This is a genomic window from Polynucleobacter hirudinilacicola, assembly GCF_002192535.1.
Classification (GTDB): Bacteria; Pseudomonadota; Gammaproteobacteria; order Burkholderiales; family Burkholderiaceae; genus Polynucleobacter; species Polynucleobacter hirudinilacicola.
In genome coordinates this window covers 40,087-58,344 of sequence record NZ_NAIA01000002.1, presented here as the reverse complement: position 1 = coordinate 58,344, position 18,258 = coordinate 40,087, and the positions used below count along the sequence as shown (strand labels likewise).

The 18,258-nt window shown below is 43.5% G+C and carries 19 protein-coding genes; 6 read left to right on the top strand and 13 right to left on the bottom strand.

Annotated features, from left to right (window positions below):
• Positions 1 to 79: 79 nt before the first annotated feature.
• Complete coding sequence (locus B6A14_RS02900; protein ID WP_087908962.1) at positions 80 to 1,705, top strand: TolC family protein; 1,626 nt, start codon at positions 80 to 82, stop codon at positions 1,703 to 1,705.
• Here B6A14_RS02900 and waaC read toward each other — a convergent pair.
• Genes waaC through rfbB form a run of 5 tightly spaced genes read right to left on the bottom strand, consistent with a single transcriptional unit; the run spans position 1,697 to position 6,264 of the window.
• Positions 1,697 to 2,698: a lipopolysaccharide heptosyltransferase I gene (gene waaC / locus B6A14_RS02895; RefSeq protein ID WP_236635639.1), complete on the bottom strand. Its 1,002-nt coding sequence runs from the start codon at positions 2,696 to 2,698 to the stop codon at positions 1,697 to 1,699. The genes B6A14_RS02900 and waaC overlap by 9 nt on opposite strands.
• A gap of 32 nt (positions 2,699 to 2,730) precedes the next feature.
• Complete coding sequence (gene rfbC / locus B6A14_RS02890; RefSeq protein WP_201721460.1) at positions 2,731 to 3,297, bottom strand: dTDP-4-dehydrorhamnose 3,5-epimerase; 567 nt, start codon at positions 3,295 to 3,297, stop codon at positions 2,731 to 2,733.
• A complete protein-coding gene (gene rfbA / locus B6A14_RS02885) occupies positions 3,294 to 4,223 on the bottom strand; it encodes a glucose-1-phosphate thymidylyltransferase RfbA (RefSeq protein ID WP_087908960.1) in 930 nt (309 codons plus the stop codon). The genes rfbC and rfbA overlap by 4 nt, the downstream gene beginning before the upstream one ends.
• Before the next feature lie 11 nt (positions 4,224 to 4,234).
• The gene (gene rfbD, locus B6A14_RS02880) at positions 4,235 to 5,188 is read right to left on the bottom strand and encodes a dTDP-4-dehydrorhamnose reductase (protein WP_087908959.1); all 954 of its coding nucleotides are present in this window, start codon (positions 5,186 to 5,188) and stop codon (positions 4,235 to 4,237) included.
• Positions 5,189 to 5,205: 17 nt separating this feature from the next.
• Positions 5,206 to 6,264: a dTDP-glucose 4,6-dehydratase gene (rfbB, locus tag B6A14_RS02875; RefSeq protein WP_087908958.1), complete on the bottom strand. Its 1,059-nt coding sequence runs from the start codon at positions 6,262 to 6,264 to the stop codon at positions 5,206 to 5,208.
• Here rfbB and B6A14_RS02870 point away from each other — a divergent pair.
• From B6A14_RS02870 to B6A14_RS02860, 3 genes are all read left to right on the top strand, one after another.
• The gene (locus tag B6A14_RS02870; protein ID WP_087908957.1) at positions 6,263 to 7,168 is read left to right on the top strand and encodes a DUF5672 family protein; all 906 of its coding nucleotides are present in this window, start codon (positions 6,263 to 6,265) and stop codon (positions 7,166 to 7,168) included. The genes rfbB and B6A14_RS02870 overlap by 2 nt on opposite strands.
• 75 nt (positions 7,169 to 7,243) lie before the next feature.
• Positions 7,244 to 8,272 (top strand): glycosyltransferase family 10 domain-containing protein, encoded by a 1,029-nt coding sequence (locus B6A14_RS02865; RefSeq protein WP_087908956.1) that lies wholly within the window; start codon positions 7,244 to 7,246, stop codon positions 8,270 to 8,272.
• Positions 8,273 to 8,426: 154 nt separating this feature from the next.
• Positions 8,427 to 9,290 carry a hypothetical protein gene (locus tag B6A14_RS02860; protein ID WP_145954949.1) on the top strand — a complete coding sequence of 288 codons (864 nt, stop codon included), beginning with the start codon at positions 8,427 to 8,429 and terminating at the stop codon, positions 9,288 to 9,290.
• Here B6A14_RS02860 and B6A14_RS02855 read toward each other — a convergent pair.
• The 8 genes from B6A14_RS02855 to B6A14_RS02820 form a co-directional block, all read right to left on the bottom strand.
• On the bottom strand, positions 9,287 to 10,177 hold the full coding sequence (locus B6A14_RS02855; protein WP_161491101.1) for a glycosyltransferase family 2 protein: 891 nt from the start codon (positions 10,175 to 10,177) through the stop codon (positions 9,287 to 9,289). The genes B6A14_RS02860 and B6A14_RS02855 overlap by 4 nt on opposite strands.
• A 29-nt stretch (positions 10,178 to 10,206) precedes the next feature.
• Positions 10,207 to 11,106 carry a DUF6492 family protein gene (locus tag B6A14_RS02850; protein WP_087908953.1) on the bottom strand — a complete coding sequence of 300 codons (900 nt, stop codon included), beginning with the start codon at positions 11,104 to 11,106 and terminating at the stop codon, positions 10,207 to 10,209.
• Positions 11,103 to 12,464: a glycosyltransferase family protein gene (locus tag B6A14_RS02845; RefSeq protein ID WP_236635638.1), complete on the bottom strand. Its 1,362-nt coding sequence runs from the start codon at positions 12,462 to 12,464 to the stop codon at positions 11,103 to 11,105. Before B6A14_RS02845 ends, B6A14_RS02850 begins: the two co-directional genes overlap by 4 nt.
• Positions 12,465 to 12,485: 21 nt before the next feature.
• Positions 12,486 to 13,442, bottom strand: coding sequence for an aspartate carbamoyltransferase catalytic subunit (locus B6A14_RS02840; RefSeq protein ID WP_087908952.1), 957 nt, complete (start codon positions 13,440 to 13,442; stop codon positions 12,486 to 12,488).
• Positions 13,442 to 13,942, bottom strand: a complete 501-nt coding sequence (gene pyrR, locus B6A14_RS02835) for a bifunctional pyr operon transcriptional regulator/uracil phosphoribosyltransferase PyrR (protein ID WP_087908951.1) — start codon at positions 13,940 to 13,942, stop codon at positions 13,442 to 13,444. The genes B6A14_RS02840 and pyrR overlap by 1 nt, the downstream gene beginning before the upstream one ends.
• A 15-nt stretch (positions 13,943 to 13,957) precedes the next feature.
• The gene (ruvX, locus tag B6A14_RS02830; protein ID WP_201721459.1) at positions 13,958 to 14,368 is read right to left on the bottom strand and encodes a Holliday junction resolvase RuvX; all 411 of its coding nucleotides are present in this window, start codon (positions 14,366 to 14,368) and stop codon (positions 13,958 to 13,960) included.
• Positions 14,361 to 14,900 carry a YqgE/AlgH family protein gene (locus tag B6A14_RS02825; protein WP_236635655.1) on the bottom strand — a complete coding sequence of 180 codons (540 nt, stop codon included), beginning with the start codon at positions 14,898 to 14,900 and terminating at the stop codon, positions 14,361 to 14,363. The genes ruvX and B6A14_RS02825 overlap by 8 nt, the downstream gene beginning before the upstream one ends.
• 127 nt (positions 14,901 to 15,027) lie before the next feature.
• Positions 15,028 to 15,828: a YdcF family protein gene (locus B6A14_RS02820; protein WP_087908949.1), complete on the bottom strand. Its 801-nt coding sequence runs from the start codon at positions 15,826 to 15,828 to the stop codon at positions 15,028 to 15,030.
• A gap of 75 nt (positions 15,829 to 15,903) precedes the next feature.
• On the opposite strand from B6A14_RS02820, the gene B6A14_RS02815 reads away from it, so the two are divergent.
• Together B6A14_RS02815 and B6A14_RS02810 are read left to right on the top strand one after the other, a co-directional pair.
• Positions 15,904 to 17,379 carry a cryptochrome/photolyase family protein gene (locus B6A14_RS02815; protein WP_087908948.1) on the top strand — a complete coding sequence of 492 codons (1,476 nt, stop codon included), beginning with the start codon at positions 15,904 to 15,906 and terminating at the stop codon, positions 17,377 to 17,379.
• A gap of 34 nt (positions 17,380 to 17,413) precedes the next feature.
• Complete coding sequence (locus B6A14_RS02810) at positions 17,414 to 18,253, top strand: symmetrical bis(5'-nucleosyl)-tetraphosphatase (protein ID WP_087908947.1); 840 nt, start codon at positions 17,414 to 17,416, stop codon at positions 18,251 to 18,253.
• Positions 18,254 to 18,258 lie beyond the last annotated feature (5 nt).

The following is an 18,258-nucleotide window of genomic DNA, read 5'->3' as shown; positions in this document are numbered from 1 at the left end:
TGGCAAAATAGCCCCTAAACAGGCATTCCTGATAAATTAGCCTTAAACTGCATGGCATATTGAACAGTATCCGAATTAGATGACCAAAGCCCGCTTTAAACGCCCTCAGATAACCACAATTGGTTTAATCCTGAGCCAGGCGTTCGGCTTGGTTTCTTGCCCTACAAGCGTTTTTGCCCAAAGCGCAAACGAAGCGGCAAGGCCTGCGCTACCAACTCCTATGAGCGCCTCCTCACTGATTGGTTTAGAGCAACCGCCTCAGTTTGTAATGCCTCCAACAAAGGCGGCACTTCCAAACACCTCAGCACCCTCAAACTTGACAGGGAATAAAGCGGGCGATGCAAAAGGACAGTTGGCTGACTTAATTCAGCTATATCAAGAGGCAGCTTTTAGTGATCCAGTATTAAATGCTGCACGCTTTAACTATCAGGCTAGCAAAGAGCTCTATTGGCAGGGTCTTTCTCTGCTACTTCCCCAAGCAAATGCTACTCCAACTGGCACCCGCTACTTCCAACATGGAGCCAGCAACACGGCAGTATCGAATTTACCGGGTAACTCGCGCGTATTTGATCAGAAGAGCTATACCGTCACCTTAACGCAACCAGTATTTAACGTGAGCGCTCTTGAGGCTTTCAAGCAAGGTGATCTCAATACCAAAATTGCAGACATGCGCTTCTATTTAGCGCAGCAAGATTTAATCATTCGGGTTTCTCAGGCCTATTTTGACGCGCTCACCAGTCAAGACAATGTTGAGCTATATCGCAATAAAAAAGGCTTGATTAAACAGCAGCTTGATATTGCCCAAGCCAAGTTTGATGCAGGACTGGCGACTATTGTTGATGTCAACACAGCACAAGCCGCACTAGATCTTGCAAACTCACAAGAAATTGCTGCACAAGCCGATTTGATCGTGAAGCGCGGAGTATTGGAGCAATTAGTGGGGCACCCCGTAGGCCCTCTTAAGCCTTTGGTGAAGGAAGCCAAAATTGATGGCGTACTGAAGGATCCTCGTTCTAAAAATAAAGATGCTAAAGGCATTCCGATTGCCGAATCAGTGAATCCGCAATTACCACCGGGGCAAACTTTAGATGATTGGATTAATCAAGCAGAAGCCGCAAACTTTAGCGTGCTAGCTGGGCAGCTCACTGTCAGCTTAGCTGAGAGCACTTATCGAGCAGCGCAGGGACTAAATTACCCCTCAGTAAACTTTGTTGGTACAAGTGGCTATAACACTTCCAATGGAACGCCGAATAGCTACACACCAACTAATACGAATGTTTACAACAATACTATCGCTTTGCAAATGACTATTCCACTGGTATCAGGTGGATTTAGCACTTCAGTCATTCGTCAAAATGCTGCACTAGTAGATCAAGCAAAAGCAAACTATGATAATGCCCGGCGTACAGCAGCTCAAAATACGCGCGCTGCATTTACAGGCTTTTATGGCGGCCTAGCTAGTGTTAAAGCTTTTGAAGCCGCTGAGCGTTCATCGAGTTCTGCTCTTGAATCTAGCAAACTCGGATTTCAGGTTGGCACCTTAATCAATATTGATGTTTTGATTGCACTAGATACTCTCATCACCACTAGATCACAGCTTCAGCAAGCACGTTACAACACTATTCTCAATGCAATTAAGCTAAAAGCACATGCTGCTGCATTAACGGATGAAGATCTGATTTCGATTAATAGCCTACTACGCTAATAACTCGAAGGAGGCGTTGATCACCTCTGCTACGCTAGGCGGCGCTTGAATGTCCCCCAGATTGCGGATATTTTCTGACCAATAGCCCTCGGTCTTCCACTGAGGTGAATCGCAATAAATCTCTACCGTAGGCTTTCCTAAGACCGCCGCCAGATGAGTCAAGCCAGTATCGACACCCACAGTAAGTGCGGCACCTGCAATTACAGAGAATGCTTCTTCGATTGAAAATGCAGCGGGAACTATTGCCCCAGGAATTTGACTGGCTAGCTCAAAGCTAATCAATTTTTCAGATGGGCTACCCCACGGAAAAACTGGCTGATATCCCCGCTGAGCAAGCTCTTTTCCTAAAGCAACCCAGCTCTCATTGGCCCAGCGCTTCGCTTCTCTGGCGGTTGAATGAAAGCAAAGCACATAGGGCTTTTGTAATTCTAGAAGAGTCTTTTCAGATAAGTTCTGAATAAACTGTTGAGGGTAAAACTGAGGGGCAGTAGAGCGCTCAACTAGAGACCAATCTAATGCAGCGCACATCACTCGACGAGAGCGATCAACCGCATGGCAATCAATGGGAACCCGAACACACTGGTTATAAAAGAATCTAGCGGGCGGCTCGTAGCCGGAGTACTGGGTAGCATTTGCTAAGCCTGCAATGACAGTATCAGAATTTTTCTTAGCAAGAAAGCACAATAAGGCAGATTTTAGTAAGCCCTGAGTTTCAATCACAATGTCGTATGAAGATTCTTGAAGCCTCTTCTTAAAAGAAAACAACTCTTTCCAGGAGTTAAGGCTAAATATCTTTTTTTTCCAACGGCGCAAACCAAAAGGAATGATGTGATCAATGCCTTTAAAACCCTCTCTACTCAATAGAGGCTCTAGAAGATGCACATAACCCTCTTCCACCACCCAATCAATTTGCGCATTTGGTAAACGAGCACGCAAATCCCAAACCAGCGGTAAATTGTGCAGAATATCCCCAAGCGAGGATAGCTTTACCAATAATATTTTCGGGGATGAACTCTGAATAGCCATTAAAACTTTGGCGCTTTTTCCCAAGAGAGGCCGGCCAAATCTTTGGCATTCATATTAGGCGCAATACCAACTGGCAAGGGCCACTCTATCGCTACGTTTGGATCATTCCAAGCAAGACAGGCTTCACTTTGCGGATGATAGTAATTGGTTGTTTTATATAAAAACTCAGCGGTGTCTGAAAGTACTAAAAAGCCATGAGCCAATTTTGGCGGAATCCATATTTGCCGATGATTTTCAGCGCTCAGCTCAAGTCCTACCCACTTGCCATACGTAGGTGAATCTTTACGAATATCGACGACCACATCAAAAACACTTCCTGCTACTACTCTCACCAACTTACCCTGAATTTTCTCTAACTGATAATGTAAGCCACGCAAAGTCCATTGATAAGAGAATGAGTGATTGTCTTGTACAAACTCTACATTTAAACCCGTGACAGTTGCAAAATCGGCAGCATTAAAAGATTCTGTAAACCAACCACGTTCATCACCAAATACTTTGGGCTCAATCACCAATGCATCATGAATTACCGTAGGGGTTGCCTGCAGCTTAGCGGGCACACTCATTTAATTATCCTCTTTGTAGATAAGAATATTGGCTGGGCAGAACTGTTGAGCTCATTCAGAATTTTCTTCAAGTACTGACCATAACTATTCTTACTTAATTGAGCGGCAACTTTTTGTACTGCTTCAGCACTAATCCAGCCCTGACGATAAGCAATCTCCTCAGGACAAGCCACCATCAAGCCTTGGCGCTTTTGTAGTGTAGCGATAAATCCAGCAGCATCCAATAAAGAATCATGTGTGCCGGTATCTAGCCAAGCAAAACCACGCCCCATAATTTCTACACTGAGTTCATTCTTATCCAAGTAAGCCCGGTTGACATCAGTAATTTCGAGTTCACCACGAGCGCTTGGCTTTATAGAGGCTGCGATATCACACACTTGATTATCATAAAAATACAAGCCAGTTACTGCGTAATTACTTCTAGGCTTTTTAGGCTTCTCTTCAATCGAAAGTACTCTGTAATTTTTATCAAACTCCACAACACCATAACGCTCGGGATCATTCACGTGGTAGGCAAATACTGTTGCGCCAGAACTTCTGTCGTTTGCACTATTTAGTTGGTCAAGTAAATCATTACCATAAAAAATATTATCGCCAAGCACTAAAGCACTCGGATTGTTCCCAACAAAGCGCTTACCTAAGGTAAATGCTTGTGCCAAACCATCCGGAGAAGGCTGCACACAGTATTCAATATTTAGACCCCATTGCGACCCATCACCTAGCAATTCAGAAAAACGAGGCGTGTCATGAGGCGTAGAAATGAGCAAAATATCGCGAATGCCAGCGAGCATCAAAGTACTCAATGGGTAATAGATCATGGGCTTGTCGTAGACCGGCATCAGCTGCTTAGAAACGGCTTGGGTAACCGGATATAAACGTGTGCCTGAGCCGCCAGCCAAAATAATGCCCTTACGATTTACCGCCATACATTCAACCCCTAAATAAGTCCATCTCTTGAAAGTCCAGCAACATAAGACTGAACTTCTTTTTCCCAAGCCTTGTTCCAATGCTGTAATTTTGACATATCACCACTCTCTTCTAGGGCCAAGCGTAATTTAGAGTTATCTAGGCATGAATTAGCCGACCCAGGAGCGACTACCGGGTATTGCGCGGCTAAAATCGACTGAATGTCATGCGGTTTTAGCTTCAGAGCAATATTGGCATCGCGTGCTGTCTGCACAACTAGAGCGGCTAGCTCATGCCAGCTCGTTTTACCAGATGGAACCGCATGATAAATCCCTGAGGTGAATTTTCTGAGATTGTCTTGTAAATCCAAAACTAAATCTAAGCTCACTTGGGCTAGCCAGCCAGCATTCGTTGGCACGCCATATTGATCACAAATCACTTTCAGCTCTTCCCGCTCTTTGGCTAGACGTAATATGGTCCGAATAAAGTTGGCACCATCACCATATACCCAGCTCGTTCGAAAGATGGCGTATTGACCAGCAGAGCAATTAGTAAAGACATTTACGATAGCCTCTTCACCCGCAGCCTTACTCTTGCCATACATATTGATTGGTTTGCGATGATCATCCTCAATATAGGGACCATCTTTGCTGCCATCAAATACATAATCTGTTGAGTAGTGCAGCAGAGTGCTGCCATGCTTTGTGGCATATTGCGCCATTATCTCAGGTGCCTTAGCGTTGATTGCAAATGCTAACTCATACTCAGTCTCTGCTTTATCCACAGCCGTATAGGCAGCAGCATTAATAATGAGATCTGGCTTGGACGTATTCAGAAGATTGTTTAAGGCTATGGCATGACTTAAGTCACATTGATTGCGGCCAATATATTGAATGTTGTTCTCTGAAGCTAGAGGCACTTTCTGAAAAAGGTTTTGAAACGCCTTTCCCAGTTGTCCATCCTTACCAAATGCGAGGATATTCATGTGCGCTTTAGTAAAGTCTAGTTGTACTGCTTTTGCAACCAGTCGCGATAGGAGCCACTGACTACGCCCTCGATCCAAACCGGATTATCTAGATACCATTGCACCGTCTTACGAATACCAGTATCAAATGTTTCAGCAGGACGCCAACCAAGCTCACGCTCTACTTTGCCCGCATCAATCGCATAACGGCGATCATGCCCAGGACGATCTTTTACAAAAGTAATTTGCTCCTTATAAGACTTTCCATCGGCGCGAGGCTTGAGTTCATCCAAAATGCGGCAAATCGTTTTCACAACATCCAAATTCGTCTTTTCATTCCAGCCACCGATGTTATAGGTCTCGCCCAATTTTCCTTTGGCCAAGACCTCGCGAATCGCAGAGCAATGATCGCCCACATAGAGCCAATCGCGAATCTGCTGACCATCGCCATAAATAGGTAAGGGCTTACTACTCAAGGCGTTCAGAATCACCAAGGGAATTAATTTCTCAGGAAAGTGATAAGGGCCGTAATTATTGGAACAATTAGTTGTTACTACTGGAAAGTGATAGGTATGAAACCAAGCGCGGACCAGATGATCAGAGGCTGCCTTAGAGGCAGAGTATGGGCTATTAGGCTCGTATGAATTGGCCTCAGTAAATGCGGGATCACTTGCAGATAGAGAGCCATAAACTTCATCAGTTGAGACATGATGAAAGCGAAATGTTTCTTTTATGTCGCCTTCAAGACTATTCCAATATTTACAAGCACACTCCAATAAATTGAATGTACCGACAATATTGGTTTGCATAAACTCAGCTGGCCCATGAATAGAGCGGTCCACATGACTTTCGGCAGCAAAATTGATGATGGCGCGGGGTTGATGCTCTTTTAGTAATTTAGCAATTAACTCTTTATCGCCAATATCACCATGGACAAAAATATGACGGGAATCATTTTTCAGAGAGTCTAGGGTGGCTAAATTACCTGCATAGGTTAACTTATCTAAATTAACAATACCCTCAGCGCTTGGATTACCCAGCCAATCCAATATAAAGTTAGCCCCGATAAATCCAGCGCCACCAGTAACTAAAATCATGTATGCCTCGGTTATTGCCTATAGAATGATTATACTAAAACTTACTCTCTCCTTAATGAAAAAAATAAATCCTAAAATAAATCCTGTGATTTTAATTCCAATGCATAAGCAGGAACCATCGCCACACGAGAAACTATCTTTAATTCAATGTCAAAAAATTTTAGGTGACTACCCAACTTATCTTTTACATCCACAGGGTATGTCGACCAAAATATATGAGGCAATCTTCCCCACGCTACAGACGTTAACAGCGCCACCAAATTCGATGTCAAGCATCTCGGCCTACAATAAGTTAATGATTTCCCCGTTCATCTTTGATGCACTTAATTCATATTCACATATCTTAATTCATGAGCCTGACGCAATTGTTTTAAAAAATGATCTGCATTATTGGTGTGAGCAAGACTTTGATTACATTGGCGCACCTTGGTTTACCTCTGATGCAACAGAAGATCTTCAATTAAAAGGTACCGGCAATTTTGGACTCTCACTGATTAAAACTAAAACTGCCAATACACTTTTTACAGATAATCCTCGCTGGTTTAGCACAAGTATGATTATTCGTGACCTCCTTAGAGGCCTTAGAGGCCAAAAGGGTGCTTTTAGTAGGGCAATAAAATCTATGGGGTCTTCCGGAAGACTCGCCGGTGCCCACCATCTTTATAAAGACCATTGTGATATTTTTTGGAGTTATGTAGCCCCCAAGGTAGCACCCCATCTTAGGATTGCGCCACCCGAACAAGCCATTTATTTTTCTTGGGAGCAGAGCCCCAAAAAATGTCTAACGATCTGCAATGGCAAATTGCCGTTTGGCATACATGCGTGGCCTAAATATGATTTGACATTCCTAGAGCCCCTGCTAATGGAGTCTGGCATCATACTCAATGCCTACCATTCGGCATAGGAGATTTATCAACGATCTAATTGCGATAATAAGTATTAAAATCGCACTTCAAGATTCCTGTTACGACAATAAACTATGTTATATGCAAATTACTATCAATCAGATAGAGTAAAAAACGCCTCGTTTGAGGAGGTTGATAGACATCACACCTACAATCCGACTTGGACCAATAGATTATTAAAGGCAGAATTTTTAAAACGGGGAATTGAATTAAACAACCCTGATGTCAATGAAGGTTTTGATATTGTATTTAGTATTTTTCATGATGGTCAAATCATTTCCCTAGATAATAATATTTCTGGTCCAAAGTATTTGATCGCAACCGAAAATCCCCTCATCTGCCCGCTCAATCAGAATCAGGACTACCTTAAGACATTTAATGGAATTTTTACTTGGAATACAAATTTCTCACAACTTCCTAATGTAAATCATATTTTTATACCCAATCAAATTCGTAATCCAGAATCACCATCTTTTGACGATAGACCAATCTTTTCTTGCATTATTAATGCAAATAAATCATTCCCGCCGGGCCTGACGAATGATTTATATAAAGAGCGCATAGAAGTTATTCGCTGGTATGAAAAAAATGCTCGAGATCATTTTTCGCTTTATGGGCTTGGATGGGGAAAACCTAGTCCAGCCTTCACGCAGGCTACCAGGATTCAGAGGCGCCTAAAACGTCTGGCAACACAAGCTTTTGGGTATAAGCCATTTCCAAGCTATGCAGGAGAGATAGCAGATAAAGAGGTAATCTATCGAAAAACAAAGTTTGCTTATTGCTACGAAAATGTTGCCAATCTTCCCGACTACATAAGCGAGAAAATCTTTGATTGTTTTTTTGGAGGCTGCATACCTATCTATTGGGGTTCAAATACGATCTGCAACCATGTACCAAGTGCCTGTTTCATTGATAGAAGGAACTTTAAAAATACTGAGGAAGTTCATCGCTATTTACTTAGCATTGATGCTAACGAATACAAAAAGTACCAAGATAACATTCATCAATTTCTTCTCAGCCCACAAGCGATGAAGTTTGATACCTCTACCTATGTCTCAACTATTATCAATAAAATCCTCAAAGACTTAAGTGATGGCCATTAGATTCTTAATTGATTATGACAACCCTGATGCTGGCATTGGCCATTCTATGGGGATAATTAACCGGGCCATCAAAATTGCATCGCGCAACCAATTACAACTTGTCTACTCCGAATCTCAGCTCAATAAATCTCATAGTGGATCTCTTAAATGGAATATGAAGCAATTTCTAAGAAGGCTGAGGGGTAAAAAAGCATACGAAACTCATAATATCGGCAATGCCTTAAATCTAATGCTTGATTTAAAGAATCTTTTGCCAAGTCGAGAGGATTTAGAAAAAAAAATTGCTCAACGAAAAATAAAAGTTCTAGAATTACCTAGGCTTCAAATTGATATCCCCTCAAACGAGCAATGTGACGATAAAGTCTATCAAGAGATTGATCGGTTTATCCAAAATAATCCTGACTCAAATATTGCCTTCAAGATTAGCCAAAATCTATCAGGGGATTATGAATATGCCTCAACAAAAGCTTGGTTTTTGAATGCTTACTCCAAAGCAAGAGAGTCCTACCCCATTCCGCTCTTGTTTAGTCCAAATAAATTGAATATTGCCTTGCATATCAGAAGGGGCGACTTGCTTCCTGGTAGACAGTTCTCTGACCTATCTTCAAGAATGCTGCCCGACGCCTGGTATTTAGAAGTACTCAATACTATTTTGAGTAATTTGCCAGGTTTAGTAGCAATTCATATTTACAGCGAAGGTAAAGATGGTCGGTACTGTTCTGAAGCAGGGGTACCATTTTCATGGAAAGAATACTTTCAGAATTCTGGTCACGAAATACATGAGTATATTGATGGTGATTTCATGGGTACCTTTCATCACCTGCTCCATGCGGATCTCTTGATAGGATCCAAAAGTGGTATGAGCCATCTTGCAGGTATGTTGGGTAATCAAGTAAAACTCATGCCTGAGATGTGGCACTCTTATAGAGGCGCCAACAAATTACTAGAATTACCGAGCTCACAAACTGAAATTGATCGGCAAGCACTGGCCAATCACATCAAGCTACACCTAGGTTAAGTAACTAGGAAAGTTGCCCATAGCGCAACCAGAAGGCGCTCGAGACGGGTAAATGGTGTATAGATACCATTTTTTCGATACTGAAATCTTGCATAGATCTCAGCATTTGCTTTCAGTGATACTCCGGAAAATCTACGATTGAGCTCACGCAACAAGCCAAGACCATCCACCAACCTTTGCTTAAAGGGAAGATGGCGCGGATAGTAGCTTTGAGAGATTCCCAATAGCTCTAAGTACTTTTTTTGCACTTCAATAGTATTAATCTTAAGTTTTTCTAAATGAATAGCGCTTGTTTGCGCAGGGTAGCGACGATAAGTAATTAAACGCTCAGGAAGATTTAAGAAGCAAAATCCCGCGGCAGCCATTTGCACCCATAAGTAATAATCTTCAGATGTCAAAATTGAGGTGTCATATTTAAAGCGTTTAAATATTTCTGCCTTACCTGTCATGGCAGAATTACATAAACCACAATATACAGATAAAAGTGCGCGAAGATCTGGATCCGAAAACTTGTCTTTGGATTTTTTGATTAGGCCCGTGCCCTCGTCCAATACCCATTGGGCACTACCGCAAACATCATACTGCCCGCTCTCAAGAAGATTGATCTGCTTCTCCAGGCGCGTGGGGTCTGCAATATCATCAGCATCCATTAAGGCAATGTACTTGCCGCCGGCCCTCTCAATCATCTCATTACGAGCTCGCACTACTCCGCAATTCTGATCAGAGAGTATTTTAATAATGCGTAGATCTGCAAAGCCCTCAATCACCTGTCTTGTTTTGTCTGAGGAGCCATCCTCAAAGATAATTAACTCAATATTTTCATAGGTCTGGTTCAGAATGCTCTGAATAGCTTCCGCAATGTATAGCTCCGAATTATAGGCGGGCATGATCACGCTAACTAGCGGTGTATTTTTCATCAGATAAAGCTTTGTAGATATCTAGCAAATCGCTTGACTCTTTTCAATACCCTTGAAAAGATCGACTTCTGGCTTCCCCCGTAGTCCAAGCCCAAGTCCCAACTAGATTGGTAAATCAAACCCAAATAATTCTCTTTCAACTTAGCAGGTGTTTCACCTATTCTTCGCAAGAGATAGTAGTGCCAGTCATAGTAATAGATCCGGAAGAGCTGCTCAATCGGATGCAAAGGGATCGCCTTAAAGTTTAATAGAGCCTCTAAGTACAGCAAGGTTTCAGGATGCTCTGGAGTACATAGATCCCAGAAAGTCTTTCCGCGTGGCCTCAGGTGATTCTCATCTAATGAGTTCCATACGGCAGCTGACCAGATGAATGGAGGGCAAGGACAATAGTAGTTTGGTCCCTGACGCCCAAATAGAGCCTTTACCCGATTGCCCTCTGCCTTTAGGTGGGCAGGTGCTTTGGTGTAGCCACGATCAACTGCTAACTGAAAGTATTCTTTATTTTGGTAAATCACCGTATAGGGATGCCCATCGGCAGCCAAGAAATCTGACTGCTGAAAGTCTTTTATAAAAATACAATCCGAATCTAGGCAAACATAATTGGCACATAAGCCTAGGCGCCAAAATTCAGACTTAATAACTTGTTGAGATAGACCGCCAGATTTTGTGTTTTCAATACCGCTAGGCGCCAGTGTATTGGCGCCAATAATCGACTCATCGGATATCCATTCGTAACCTTGGCTACCCACAAGCTCGATCAATAACTCTTGATCTGCAGATGGAGTAGAAATGTAAAAAGGAATTTGATCAAGGTTGTGCTGCGAGATAGATTTAAGCAAGCGCTTTAAGCGCAAAAAATCTTTGCGATAAGATTTGCAGTAAAGAACGAGGTCTTTCAAGATACGGCCTTCAATGAAGCAATATGTGACAGGATACTGCTAACTGCTTGGTCCACGCCAATTGGATTCCAGACTGGCTTAATTAATTGCTTTTGCTGCCAATCCAACCAAATCCGCTCTAGCGCCATTGCAATGCCAAGCTCATCACCGTCGGCACTCACATAAGACTTGCGATCTAAAAGCATTTGATCAAGCTGTGGGTTACGGTGGGTAATGCCCCAAATTGGACGACCAGACCATAAGTAGTCATAGAATTTTGACGGAATGTACTCGGCACACCACTCATCATTGCCATGCAAGAGAATCAATACGTCGGCCTGCTGCATCTTTTGTGCAACCTGTTCACGACCAGACATTCCAGTTACGGGATCACGCTCTAGCCTTCCATGAGCTAACAAAATATCTGAGTAGCCATATTGCTTAATCGCAGCTTGAGATAATGAATCTAATGGTGCGCCATATGCATGAATACGAAGATGCTTACTGGCCTCTGGGTATTTAGAAAACAGGCTATTTGCTGCCTTCAAAATAATAGACAGTGAGCGGTCATTCGCTAAAGAACCAAAATGGCAGAGGTTTAAATACTCGCTGTATTGATGAGTATCTGCCTTATCAATCGTTCCCGGAGGATTGGCGCCAGGCATCACCACAAATCCAACGGCACTACCGGAAGTATTTAAGTTGGGATTGCGAACCTTAGCGTAATGCAAAGCACCCTGAGTAAACCACCATACATAATCGGAGTACTTACAAAGCTGAGCCTCTAGATAGTGACGAAAGCGTGCATCTCGGTTTTTAGGCTTTTCAAAACCTTGGTCATTGGGATCTTTACGAATCACCAAGGGATCATGCACTTCGGATATCAGTGGCAGGCCCGTAGCCTTCTTTAACCATACTCCAGCTAAATGGGCTGACCATGCGCTACCGATGGAGTAGATAACATCAACTTTGCCACGACGGATCAAAATATAACCGTGAATAAATGCCGGGATAGACCAAGACCACTGACTGGAATAACCTAAGCAGAGCTTTTCAATCGCAATGAGTGGCGCAAGCAAAATAGAAACCATGCCTGTCGTCAGCTTATAAAACCAACCCCGTCCATACTTATTAGCAACCCAATGGCGAAAGTCAAAACGAAAACCAGAGGGTCCCCAAGCGATATATTGATAATGCTGGAAACGCTGATCCTTAAGTCCGGTAATCGCACTTAATACTATTGGCTCAATACCAGCCTCTAAAAAATAGGGGATCTTATCGGTAATAGTCAGACTAGCAGCGCGACCATCCATATTGAAAGCATGGGACAAAATCAACCAACGCTTTTTTTCGGTTACCGCAGGAATATCAACAATCACTAGCAATCCTAGTTAAATTTTTTAATTACCAGCAACAATTGACATCACGGCCATACGCACAGCAATCCCAAAAGTTACTTGGTTCAAAATAACAGATTGAGGACCATCTGCAACAACTGAATCAATTTCAACCCCACGATTCATTGGCCCTGGATGCATAACTATCGCATCCGATTTAGCCAGGGCCAGGCGCGCAGGCGTTAAACCATATTGCTTAAAGAAGGCTTCTCCTTCGGGTACCTGCCCAGCTTCCATGCGCTCTTTCTGGATACGCAATGTCATCACCACATCGACATCCTTCAGGCCCTCTTCCATGCTGTGATAAATCTTGACACCTAACATATCTAGATCCCTTGGCAGCAAGCTTTCAGGGCCAATAGCGCGAATTTCTTCACAGCCCAATGTAGTCAGAGCATGAATATTCGACTTGGCTACACGACTATGGACAATGTCTCCAACAATTGCTACCTTTAAGCCTTTGAAATTCTGCTTAAAGTGGCGCATCGTATACATATCCAAGAGACCTTGGGTGGGATGTTGGTTACTACCATCTCCTGCATTTACCACGTGCACATGCGGTGGTACATGGTTCCCAATTTCAATCGGCGCCTTAGACACGCTGTGTCGCACCACAAAAATATCTGCCTGCATCGCCACTAAGTTATCAATCGTATCGAGAAGACTTTCGCCTTTTGCGGTTGATGAAGTGGAAATATCTAAATTGATGACATCAGCAGATAGGCGCTTAGCAGCAATCTCAAAAGTGGTTCTGGTGCGTGTGGAATTTTCAAAAAAGAGATTGAAAACGCTCTTACCGCGCAGCAAAGGAACTTTACGAACCTCTCTAGAGGGGTCAGTAACGCTGACAAACTGCTTGGCGGTATCCAGAATATGGAGAATTTGCTCTTTCGGTAAACCTTCCAAGGTCAGAAGATGGGTTAACTCACCGGCAGCATTAAATTGATTCACCGCGTTCATTATTCACGCTCCTCAAGCTGAAAGCTGAACTTGCCAGCCGCATCTTTTTCTAATACTAAAATTTGTTGATGGGGAACCTCAATCACTTCCCCTACAAAATTTGCAGTGATAGGTAATTCACGCTTGCCCCGATCAGCTAAGACCATTAACTCCACCTGTGCAGGCCGACCAAAGTCAAATAACTCATTCAAAGCTGCCCTCACAGTTCTACCCGTGAGCAAGACATCATCAATCAAAATGATATTTGCTCCGTTCACATCAAAAGGTAGTTGAGTGGGCATGCAATCTGCCGTTCTCAAAGCGGTCATTCCTTTTTCTGCGTAATCATCGCGATGAAAGGTAACATTAATCACGCCAAAGTGGGGCAGATTTAAATCTTTTGCTAGACGCTCCGCAATCCATGCGCCACCCATAGCTAAGCCAGCCAGCTCAAAAGGCCCGCATTGCATCCTGCTTTGCAGATTTTCTAGTAGTTTTTTATATAAGGACTCAGCGTTCATTCTTTAATTCCGGTGCTATTGATATTCTGCAAAATACTGCTCCAAAATGAGCGCAGCAGAATGCGCATCTAGATTGTCGTGCATCCGAGGATCGCCCTCCAAAACTGCCGATGTATAGCGCTCATCCACCCAAATCACTGGCAAATTGAAGCGCCCGTGTAGCTGATTGCCAAAGCGCTTAGCCCGAGCAGTCATTTCATGTTCAGTACCGTCAGGATGGGCGGGAAGCCCCACGACGATCTGATCGGGTTGCCACTCTTTTAGAAGGCTTTCGACTTCTCTAAACATCCCATCTGCATTTGTAGCAGAAATAGTCTTCAATGCCTGACTTGCCTTTGTCTCTGTATTACCTACTGCCACGCCAACCCGACGCGTTCCATAATCAAAAGCCAGTATCGTCATCGGCTTATTGATTGGGTCAGGCATGCCCTGCCTCCCCAGATAAATGCGAGGGATCAAAACCTAAATGACTCATGGCCTTTTCATAGCGCTGACTTGAGGGCGTATCAAAAATAATATCGACCATTTGTTGGCGTGAGAGCGGTACATTCATCCACCCATTTAAAGTGATCTCTTCTTCAAGCTGTCCAGCACTCCATCCGGCATAGCCTAAGGTCATCAAAAACTTGCGGGGTCCATTTCCGATGGCAACAGCCTCCAAAACATCTTTAGAGGTCGTCATAGTTAGGCCGCCAGGGATGATTAATGAAGAGCTATAAGATGGGCTCGGAATGGATTCATGCAAAACAAAGCCGCGCTCTACCTGCACTGGACCACCAAAATAGACTGGCTGATCTAATAGAGGTGTAATTTCTAATTTGAGCTCAATCTTGTCAAACAAGGTTCCCAAATCTAATTCCGTTGGTCGATTAACCACCAGACCCATTGCGCCCCTGTCAGTATGCTCAAAAAGATAGATAACAGATCCTGCAAAATTAGGATCGTCCATACCAGGCATGGCAACTAAAAATTGGTTTGCCAAATGGCTAGCTGAAAAAGAAATTGATGACTCTGGCACAGACGCTGGGTCTGAAGCAGGGGGAGCTTTTTTAGCCGAAGTCATATAAGTCTATTTTACAGAATATCTAGATTTTTCCAGTAACCCAATACGCAAAAAGACCGATATATTCATGAGTGAGCTTATTCCAGTTTTGAGCTCCATCCACCAAATCAAATGCCGTCCACTGAGGACTCCTGGCAGTCTGGTAATCGACCGGAACAGCAAAGACCTCAATTCCCTGTTGATGGAAAATTAATGTAGACCGATACATATGACTTGCTGAGGTAATTAAAAGCCATGGTTTTCGAGCTTTACCTTGCCCAATCTCGTTAATCATAGGTTTCATAAAAATGACATTTTCATAGGTATTGCGTGATTGGTTTTCGTAATAAGCAGGTCTATCTGCTAACCCTTGTTCTTTGATGAGCTGTTTAAATGCCTCGGCCTCAGATACACCTTTTGGTGTTACGCGGCCAGAAAATCCACTAAAGATAAAAGGTAAGTCTGGGTACTTTCGAATAAGCTCGAAAGCCTTAGTTACCCTCTCAGCAGAAGAATGAATAGAAATCTCGCCACGCTCGGTCGCAATATTCCCCCCTTCTATTGCACCACCCAAAATGATGATCCCACCAAAATCATCTGGCGATAGTTTTCCAATCTCCGTCCTTGGAACGGCATCCTCAAGAGGCCTTAGCAATAGCTCAGATGCAGGCAGCCATCCGACAACCAGCAGATCTAGAAGAGCAAATACTAAAAAGCGCTTACAAAGATGAGGTTTTCTCAATCCTAAAAAGACCAAGCCAAGGCAAACGAAAACAATGACCCAGTTCAGCGGCTCAATACAAAATTGCACCACCTTCGAAAGAATAAAAAAGATCGTATCCATAATTACTATCGATCTTAACCCTTCTAGATATTGACCCTTCAGCAGCCCCCGCAAATTGGCCCTAATATAGGGGCTATGCAAAAAGCTCTGGTTTGGCTCCGTCGCGATCTTCGCTTATATGACAATGCCGCACTTTCCCGCGCCCTAAAAGAGGCCAAACAGGTCTGGGTGGGCTTCATTTTTGATACTGACATTCTGAAGCCACTGATTCAGGGCGAGCTAGATGTCAATGGTTTAAAACACGAGCGCCGTGTTGACTTTATTTGGCAAGGTCTAAAACAAATTGATAAAGAGCTCCGCACCACGGGCGGGGGTCTCATTGTTCGCTTTGGTAAACCCCTTGAATGCATTCCGCAGATTGCTAAAGAGCTGGGCATTGATACCGTCTTTACCAATCATGACTACGAGCCATCTGCAATTGCAAGGGATGAGTCTGTTAAATCTGCATTACAGAAACTCGATATTCAGTTTGAAGATTTTAAAGATCAAGTAATTTTTGAGAAAAAAGAAATTCTTACCAACTCTAATACTGTTTTCTCCATCTTTACTCCTTATAAAAATAATTGGCTCAAGACGCTGCAAGAAAAAGATTTAGCCGCCCATGAATGTAATGCTAAGCCAGGCCAATTTGCCGCTATTCCTAAAAAGCTAGACTACCCACTCCCATCCCTGGAATCGATGGGCTTTTGCCCCACTGGTATTGAAGCCTATTTGATGCCTGGCTCTGAGGGTGGGCAAGCCTTTTTAGAAGAGTTTCTCTCGCGCATTGATCAGTACCAAATTGGTAGAGACTTTCCCGCTATTAAAGGCGTCAGTTATTTATCAACCCATTTACGCTTTGGCATGCTCTCCATCAGAGGCCTTGTGCGCGAAGCGCATCGTCGCATGCTGGCCGGAAGTATGGGCGCAACGATTTGGTTAAGCGAACTCATATGGCGTGACTTTTATTTCATGATTTTGGCCAACCATCCAAGGCTTGCTGAAGGCGCCTCATTTAAACCAGACTATGACAATATTGTTTGGGAAAGTGGCGCCAACGCTAAGAAACTCTTTGCAGCTTGGTGTGAAGGCAAAACAGGTTACCCGCTGGTTGATGCAGCAATGCATCAACTCAATCAGAGTGGCTATATGCACAATCGCCTACGTATGGTGGTGGCCAGCTTTCTGACCAAAGATTTAGGTATTGACTGGCGTTGGGGCGAAGCTTATTTCGCTGAACACCTCAACGACTTTGAGCTCTCATCCAATAATGGCGGCTGGCAATGGGCCTCTTCGTCAGGTTGCGATGCCCAACCCTATTTCCGCATCTTTAATCCCATCACCCAATCCGAGAAATTTGATCCCGAAGGCAAATTTATTCGACGCTATTTGCCGCAACTGGAAAAACTCTCAAAGAAATCGATTCATGCGCCCTGGAAAGCGGGACATATTGAACTTGAGGCAGCGGGCGTAATCTTAGGCAGGGACTATCCTTTACCCGTTGTTGACCACGACGAGGCACGCAAGAAAACTTTAGTGCGCTATAGCGTAGTAAAAAAAGTAAGTGCGTAACCGTCTAAGGAATGCTTTTCCACTAAGATAAGGGATGAGCAAAATTTATGCTGTGGGTGATGTCCAAGGATGCGCCCCCTCACTTAAAGCCCTAGTAAAAAGTCTTCCCAAAAAATCAAAAATGATTTTTTTAGGGGATTTAGTTAATCGCGGGCCGAACTCGCTTGGCGCCCTAAGGCAACTCAAATCTTTACAAGAATCTGGCCGTGCTGAATGTATTCTCGGCAACCACGATCTTCATCTATTGGCGATTGATGCTGGCGTTCGCAAAGCCAAGGGTTTGGATACTGTGGATGCCATTCTCAAGGCACCTGATCGCAAAGAACTCATCAATTGGGTGCGTAATCGGCCTATGGCGCTCAGTAATGGCAAAGTGCTTACCGTGCATGCTGGCGTTCTCCCGCAATGGGACTTACAGCAAACGATTGAATATGCTCAAGAGGTTGAAAAAGCCCTGCGCAGCAAATCCTATAAACAATTTTTAGCGAATATGTATGGCAACACCCCCAATCAATGGAGTAACTCGCTAAAGGGTTATGAGCGTCTGCGTCTCATAACCAATGCACTCACCCGTATGCGTTTTTGTACCCCAAGCGGTCAGATGGAGTTTGACAGTAAAGAAGGCTTAGAGAATGGTCCCAAGGGTTACATTCCCTGGTTTAAGGTACCGAAACGCAAAACCGCTAACACCCTCATCTATTTTGGTCATTGGTCAACTTTAGGATTATTACGACGCAATAATGTGATTGGCTTAGATACTGGCTGTGTTTGGGGCGGAAAATTAACAGCTCTTGAAATTGCAGACTCTCATAAAGACTCAAAAAGACTTGAGATTATTCAGGTGGATGGATATGACCATCCACTCAGAATGTAATTACT